At 64.1% G+C, this 6,480-nt stretch carries 7 protein-coding genes; 6 read left to right on the top strand and 1 reads right to left on the bottom strand.

Annotated elements, in window-relative coordinates; all coding sequences use genetic code 11:
• Window positions 1-267 precede the first annotated feature (267 nt).
• The 3 genes from JQ617_RS31845 (at window position 268) to JQ617_RS31835 (ending at window position 2,885) form a co-directional block, all read left to right on the top strand.
• On the top strand, window positions 268-1,737 hold the full coding sequence (locus JQ617_RS31845; protein WP_212029749.1) for an AMP nucleosidase: 1,470 nt from the start codon (window positions 268-270) through the stop codon (window positions 1,735-1,737).
• 121 nt (window positions 1,738-1,858) lie between these two features.
• Window positions 1,859-2,476, top strand: coding sequence for a tetratricopeptide repeat protein (locus JQ617_RS31840; RefSeq protein ID WP_212029748.1), 618 nt, complete (start codon window positions 1,859-1,861; stop codon window positions 2,474-2,476).
• A gap of 133 nt (window positions 2,477-2,609) precedes the next feature.
• Window positions 2,610-2,885, top strand: a complete 276-nt coding sequence (locus tag JQ617_RS31835) for a DUF1488 family protein (RefSeq protein WP_063686663.1) — start codon at window positions 2,610-2,612, stop codon at window positions 2,883-2,885.
• Between the two features lie 174 nt (window positions 2,886-3,059).
• On the opposite strand, the gene JQ617_RS31830 is transcribed toward JQ617_RS31835, so the two are convergent.
• The gene (locus JQ617_RS31830; RefSeq protein ID WP_212029747.1) at window positions 3,060-3,542 is read right to left on the bottom strand and encodes a CinA family protein; all 483 of its coding nucleotides are present in this window, start codon (window positions 3,540-3,542) and stop codon (window positions 3,060-3,062) included.
• Window positions 3,543-3,714: 172 nt separating this feature from the next.
• On the opposite strand from JQ617_RS31830, the gene JQ617_RS31825 reads away from it, so the two are divergent.
• The 3 genes from JQ617_RS31825 to JQ617_RS31815 are packed head-to-tail and all read left to right on the top strand — an operon-like array spanning window position 3,715 to window position 6,338.
• Window positions 3,715-4,773, top strand: a complete 1,059-nt coding sequence (locus JQ617_RS31825) for an amidohydrolase family protein (RefSeq protein ID WP_212029746.1) — start codon at window positions 3,715-3,717, stop codon at window positions 4,771-4,773.
• Window positions 4,774-4,798: 25 nt separating this feature from the next.
• Window positions 4,799-5,908 (top strand): amidohydrolase family protein, encoded by a 1,110-nt coding sequence (locus JQ617_RS31820; protein ID WP_212029745.1) that lies wholly within the window; start codon window positions 4,799-4,801, stop codon window positions 5,906-5,908.
• A gap of 16 nt (window positions 5,909-5,924) precedes the next feature.
• The gene (locus tag JQ617_RS31815) at window positions 5,925-6,338 is read left to right on the top strand and encodes a Rieske (2Fe-2S) protein (RefSeq protein WP_063686670.1); all 414 of its coding nucleotides are present in this window, start codon (window positions 5,925-5,927) and stop codon (window positions 6,336-6,338) included.
• Window positions 6,339-6,480: the final 142 nt, after the last annotated feature.

Genomic DNA, 6,480 nt, shown 5'->3' with positions numbered 1-6,480 from the left:
TCGCCTTGACCGGCGAGCACGATGCCGCACTCTTGCCCCTGATCGACCTCTTGACGAACATCACGGTAGATGCCCCGGTCAGGTCGGGGCCTGACAGTGGTGTGTTGTGATACTCGATCTCGTAGGGTGGGTTAGGCGAAGCCGTAACCCACTACGTCTCGATCCGCGGAAGCGGAAGTGGTGGGTTACGCTGCGCTAACCCACCCTACGGCGCCTCCTTCTTTGCTATAGTTCGACTCGAAGCCCAAGCAACCCGGCGGTCGAACAATGCAATCCCCTCCGTCCATCGCCACCAAATCCTTCTCCGACGCAGCCGCAGCCGTCGCCCGCCTCGAAGAGATCTACGAGCGCAACACCAAGTTCCTGCGCGACCGGTTCGAGGCCTATGTCGGCGGCGAGGCCGTCACCACGCGGGTACGGGCCTATTATCCCTTCGTCCGTCTCACCACCGCGACGCATGCGCGGCTGGATTCGCGGCTCGCTTACGGTTTCGTCGCCGGGCCCGGCGTGCACGAGACCAGCGTCACGCGGCCGGATCTGTTCCGCAGCTACCTCACCGAGCAGATCGGCCTGCTGATCCAGAACCACGGCGTGCCCGTGGAGATCGGCGAATCGGCCGAGCCGATCCCGATCCACTTCGCCTATCGCCGCGACATCAACATCGAAGCCGCCATCACCACCAGCGAGAACTCGCCGGTCACGCGCTCGCTGCGCGACGCGTTCGACGTGCCTGATCTCGCCACCATGGACGATTCCATCGCCGACGGCACGTTCCAGCTGCAGGCGGGCGCACCCGAGCCGCTGTCGCTGTTTCGCGCCGCGCGTGTCGATTACTCGCTGCGCCGGCTCTACCATTACACCGGCACCGATCCCGAGCATTTCCAGAACTTCGTGATCTTCACCAACTACCAGTTCTATGTCGACGCCTTCGCGCAGCTCTGCCAGCAGCGGCTCCAGTCCGGCGAGCCCGGCCTCGAGGCCTTCGTCGCGCCCGGCAATGTGATCACGCGCAGCGGTGGTGCCGTCAGCGGCGATGCGCCGGCACGCACCCCGCAGATGCCGGCCTATCATCTGGTCACATCAGGCTATCGCGGCATCACGCTGATCAACATCGGCACCGGCCCCTCCAACGCGCGCAACGTCACCGACCATGTCGCGGTGCTGCGGCCGCATGCCTGGCTGATGCTCGGCCATTGCGCGGGCCTGCGCAACACGCAGCGGCTCGGCGACTACGTGCTGGCCCACGGCTATGTGCGCGAGGACCATGTGCTCGACCGCGAGCTGCCGCTGTGGGTGCCGATCCCGGCGCTTGCCGAGATGCAGGTCGCGCTCGAAGAAGCCGTCGAGGACGTCACCGGCCTCGAAGGATTCGAGCTCAAGCGCCTGATGCGCACCGGCACCGTCGCGAGCGTCGACAACCGCAATTGGGAGATCTCGGGGCCGGAGGTGATCCGCCGCATGTCGCAATCGCGCGCCGTGGCGCTCGACATGGAATCGGCCGCGATCGCCGCCAACGGCTACCGCTTCCGCGTTCCCTACGGCACGCTGCTCTGCGTCTCCGACAAGCCGCTGCACGGCGAGATCAAGCTCGCCGGCATGGCCAGCGAATTTTACCGCCGCCGCGTCGGCCAGCATCTCGAGATCGGCCTCAAGGCACTGGAGCGGCTGAAAGAGCAGGAATCCGAGCGGCTGCATTCGCGAAAGCTGAGGAGCTTTGCCGAGGTCGCGTTCCAGTAAAGGACAATGGAACTGTCTTACGAACGCTGACGTCTCCGTGAGCGCAGTGTCCCGGAATATTGCTGCCGAGGCAGGGTTATCGATTCGTCCGGGGCTGCATGAAGCAGGACAGGAGACGAAGATGTTCAGTGGGATGATCAGGCTCGTCGCACTCGGCACTTTTGCGGCAGCCTTGTTGAGCTCGCCGGCGCTTGCCGCGGGCGGAGGCGGCGGTGGAGGAGGAGGCGGTGGCAGCATCAGCTCCACCGATCCTTATGCCGGCGCCTATTCGGATCAGAAACCGCAGCCAACCTATCCGAAGCGGCCGGGCACGAAGGCAACCCAGAAGGGCAAGAAGCCGGGCAACCAGTCCAGTATCGGCGATCCCGCTTTCGCCGCCGGTTACCGGGCCGCCTATGACACCATCTACGAGCGCAACGACTATGCGGCCGCGATCGCGCAGCTGAAGTCGCTCGGCCATGACGATCATCCGAACGTCGCCAACCTCATCGGCTACTCCTACCGCAAGCTCGGCGACTACGAGCAGTCGAAGGTCTGGTACGAGCGCGCGTTGCAGGCCGATCCGAACCACGTGCTGACATGGCAATATTATGGACTGTGGCAGCTCGAACGGGGCAACCGCGAGCAAGCGCTCTATCACCTCGGCCGGATCGCATCCATCTGCGGCACGGACTGCGAGGAATATCGATCGCTGGCCGCGGCACTGGACAAGCCGACCGGAACGGCGCTCGTCTACTGAGCTCGGAGCGTGGCCGACTGACGAGCGCTCCGTTGAAGAGCGTCGGATGACCGTGATGTCCCCTGGCGCGGGTGGTGACAACGCGGCAGATTTTCAGCATTGTCCCGTTCGGGGGTGCGAACGGGACAATTGGATGCCGCTGACGCGCGACAGGATTATCGGCCACGACCTCGAACGTCTGGCATTTCGCTTCACCATGCTGAACGATGGCGAGGTCGTCGACTGTCAGATCAGCGACGCCGCGATGGACGAGCTCGCAGGCATGCAAGGTACGGAAAGCAGCGCGCGGCAGGCGCAGTTCCTGTCCTTGCGCGAAACCATCGAGCGGATTGCGTCGGATCTCTACGACGAGGCGCCGCGGGTACAGGGATACGTGGTGCGGATCTTCATGCGGCATTTGGGGCGGTGACGTCGGTCGTCGCCGCGGGCACTCGTCCCTCACCGTCCCCCTGAGGTGGCCGCTTCTTCAGCGGCCCTCGAAGGGCGACGGCCCGGCTGCGTCGGGGCCGTACATCCTTCGAGGCTCGCTACGCGAGCACCTCAGGATGACGGGTCAGATAGCGTGGCTGCTCCAATCAACGAGTCACCCCTCCAGCTTCCTCAACAGCAACCGCATCGCCGTCGCCGCAAACACTTCCATGTTCGCGAACCGGTCATTGCTTCCCGTCTCCAGCGTCATCACCTCCGACGCAGGCCCGGTGATCGCCATGCAGCTGTGGCCGGCGGCGTCGCCGTAGCGGTTGCCGGTGGGGCCGGCGGCGCCGGTCTCGGACAGGCCCCAGTCGCTGCCGAAGCGGTTGCGCATCCGCTCGGCCAGCAATTGCGCGTAGGGCTCGGATGACGAACGGAAGCCCTTCATTCCTTCATCCGAAATATCCATCAGCGCGCGCCGTGCCTCGCGCGTGTAGACCACGGCGCCGCCGAGGAAATATGCGGATGCGCCGGGCACCGCGAGGAGGCTGGCCGAAATCAGGCCGCCGGCCGATGATTCGGCGACCGCAACGGTCTGTTTGCGCGCGATCAGCCGGGCTGCGACCTGTTCCGCGATGGCAACGAGCTCTTTCATTCCGTAACTCCTTATTCCTTCGCAACTGAGCCCAGCCTTCCTAGCATATGACAGCAGGCTTGGCCGAGTTGCGGGCGACGGGCAGGCCTGCTTCAATGGCGGAAAGAAAGAGCGGCCAGGCGCCGCTCGCAACAAGACGAGGAAACGTGCGAGGAAACGTGAAGGAGACGTCATGGCGTCCCTGATCGCCGGCGGCATCGATTGCGACGTGCATCCGGCCGTGCCGCATCTGACCAGCCTGCTGCCGTACCTGAACGATTATTGGCGCGATCAGGTGACGACGCGCGGCATGGTCGATCTCGTCTCGCAATCCTATCCGCAGAATTCGCCGATCACGGCACGGCCCGACTGGCGCCCGGAGAAGGGCAAGCCCGGCGAGAGCCTGCCCGACATGCAGCGCCACGTGCTCGATCCCTTCCAGCTCAGCTACGCCATCTGCAATCCGCTCTATGGCGTGCAGATGGTGTTTTCCGAGGACATGCAGGCCGCCTTCTGCCGCGCGCTGAACGACTGGCTCGTAAAGGAATGGCTCGATCACGATTCACGATTGCGCGGCTCGATCGTGATCCCGACGCAAAACATCGAGAAGGCCGTCGCAGAGATCGAGCGCTGCGCGCCGGATCGCCGCTTCGTGCAGGTCTTGATGCTGGTGATGGGCGACACGCCGCTCGGCAAGCGCGCGCTGTGGCCCATCTATGAGGCCGCGCAACGGCTCGATTTTCCGATCGGCGTTCACGCCGGTTCCGCCTATCACAATCCGCCGACTGCGGTGGGGTGGGGCTCCTATCACATCGAGGATTATGTCGGTCAGGCCCAGGCGTTCCAGACCCAGCTCACCAGCCTGATCGTCGAGGGCGTGTTCGCCAAATATCCGCGTCTCAAAATGGTGATGCTGGAATCCGGCGTCTCCTGGATCTCCCCCTATCTCTGGCGGCTGCACAAGTTCTGGCGCGGCGTGCGGATGGAGACGCCGTGGGTCGATCGCGCGCCGCTGGAACTTGTGCGCAGCAACATCCGCTTTTCGTTACAGCCATTTGATGCACCGCCGCAGCCGGAGACATTAATTCGCCTGTTTGAGCATATGCAGTCGGACGAATTGGTCTTATTCTCCACGGACTATCCGCACTGGCAGTTCGACGGCCTGGACGCGCTGCCCGAAGGTCTGTCCCCCGATCTCGTGCGCAAGATCATGATCGACAATCCGCATGCAACCTATCCCCGCCTGAAATGAGCCCGCTGCCAAAGGAGGCAAGGCGATGAATATCCAGTTCCGCGAGAACCAAGAAGCCGCTTCCCCGCTGACCGCCAAAACCGCCATCGCGGACTGCGACATCCACCCGGCACGTACCACCCGCACCGAGCTCTATCCCTACCTCGCCAAACGCTGGCAGCATCATCTCGAAGTCTACGGCGTCCATGCCTATCAGGGCATGATGGAAGGCCCGCCCTATCCGAAGGCCCAGCCCAACGCATCGCGCCGCGACGCCTATCCGCCGGAAGGCGGCCCGCAGGGCTCCTCGCTCTCCTTCATGCAGCAGCAATTGCTCGATCCCAACAATGTGCAGCTGGGCGTGCTCAATCCGCTCAACACCGGGCAGGGCATCCGCAATCACGAGCTCTCCGCCGCGCTGTGCTCGGCCATCAACGACTGGCAGATCGACAAATGGACCAGCAAGGACAAGCGGCTGAAAGCGTCCATCGTCGTCGGCAATGAGGACGGCCTGTCCGCCGCCGCCGAAATCCGCGAGCGCGCCGGCGACAAGAATTTCGTGCAGGTGCTGCTGCTCAGCCGCAATGTCGAGCCGCTCGGCCAGCGCCGCTACTGGCCGATCTACCAGGCCGCGGAAGAGGCGGGCCTGCCCGTCGGCGTCCACGCCTTCGGCTTCGGCGGCAATCCGATCACGCCGTCGGGCTGGCCGTCCTATTACATCGAGGAGATGGTCGGCCATTCGCAGTGCCAGCAATCGGCGCTGGCGAGCCTGGTGCTGGAAGGCGTGTTCGAGCGCTTCCCGAAACTGAAGATGGTGATGATCGAGGCCGGCTTCGGCTGGGCGCCGTCACTGGCGTGGCGGCTGGACAAGGCCTGGCAGCGGCTCAGGAGTGAAGTGCCGCATGTCAAACGGCCGCCGTCGGAGTATATCCGCGAGCAGGTTTGGTGGACGACGCAGCCGATGGAAGATCCTGAGAGGCGCGAAGATCTGTTCGACGTCATCAAATGGATCGGCTGGGACCGCCTGCTGTTCGCGACCGACTATCCGCATTGGGATTATGACGAGCCGTCGCGGGTGCTGCCGGCGGGCGTCAGCGAAGCCAATCGCGAGGCGTTCTATCTCGGCAACGCGAAGAAGCTGTACGGCATTTCCTGATGGCAAGAACTTCCTGATGGCAAGACACGTCATTGCCGCGGTCGACGAGCTTCCGCCCGGCACGCGAAAATTCCTGGAGATCGAGGGACGGCCGATCGCGGTCTTCAACATCAAGGGCGAATATTTCGGCCTGATGAACCGCTGCCCGCATCAGGGCGCCGCCCTGTGCGAGGGGCCGTTGATCGGCCTCGCGCAGTCGAGCAATCCCGGCGAGATCGAATACACCAAGCTCGGCGAGATCATCCGCTGCCCCTGGCACGGCTGGGAGTTCGACATCCGCACCGGCCAGTCCTACTGCGACCCCCGCCGCTTCCGCGTGAAAGCCTATCCGGCGCATGTCGAACCGGGCGCGAGCGTGGTGAAGGGGCCGTATGTCGCCGAGACGATCCCGGTCAGGATCGAGAGCGATTACGTGGTGGTGGAGCTTTAGGTCTTTGCCGCGCCGGCAGTGCGCTCCCGTTCTTACGGGGAGAGGGTTGGGGTGAGGGGCCTCTCTCCACACGAGCGGTCGTCGAGAGACCTGTACCCCCTCACCCGGATTGCATCTGCGATGCAATCCGACCTCTCCCCGC

Source organism: Bradyrhizobium sp. KB893862 SZCCT0404, from assembly GCF_018130885.1.
GTDB classification, from domain to species: Bacteria; Pseudomonadota; Alphaproteobacteria; order Rhizobiales; family Xanthobacteraceae; genus Bradyrhizobium; species Bradyrhizobium stylosanthis.
This window is presented reverse-complemented; position numbering and strand designations above follow the sequence as displayed.

What these genes read in the sequence shown, in the direction of transcription:
- JQ617_RS31845 (WP_212029749.1), top strand. Translation starts at nt 268, where the DNA reads ATGCAATCCCCTCCGTCCATCGCCACCAAATCCTTCTCCGACGCAGCC.
- JQ617_RS31840 (WP_212029748.1), top strand. Translation starts at nt 1,859, where the DNA reads ATGTTCAGTGGGATGATCAGGCTCGTCGCACTCGGCACTTTTGCGGCA.
- JQ617_RS31835 (WP_063686663.1), top strand. Translation starts at nt 2,610, where the DNA reads ATGCCGCTGACGCGCGACAGGATTATCGGCCACGACCTCGAACGTCTG.
- JQ617_RS31830 (WP_212029747.1), bottom strand. Translation starts at nt 3,542, where the DNA reads ATGAAAGAGCTCGTTGCCATCGCGGAACAGGTCGCAGCCCGGCTGATC.
- JQ617_RS31825 (WP_212029746.1), top strand. Translation starts at nt 3,715, where the DNA reads ATGGCGTCCCTGATCGCCGGCGGCATCGATTGCGACGTGCATCCGGCC.
- JQ617_RS31820 (WP_212029745.1), top strand. Translation starts at nt 4,799, where the DNA reads ATGAATATCCAGTTCCGCGAGAACCAAGAAGCCGCTTCCCCGCTGACC.
- JQ617_RS31815 (WP_063686670.1), top strand. Translation starts at nt 5,925, where the DNA reads ATGGCAAGACACGTCATTGCCGCGGTCGACGAGCTTCCGCCCGGCACG.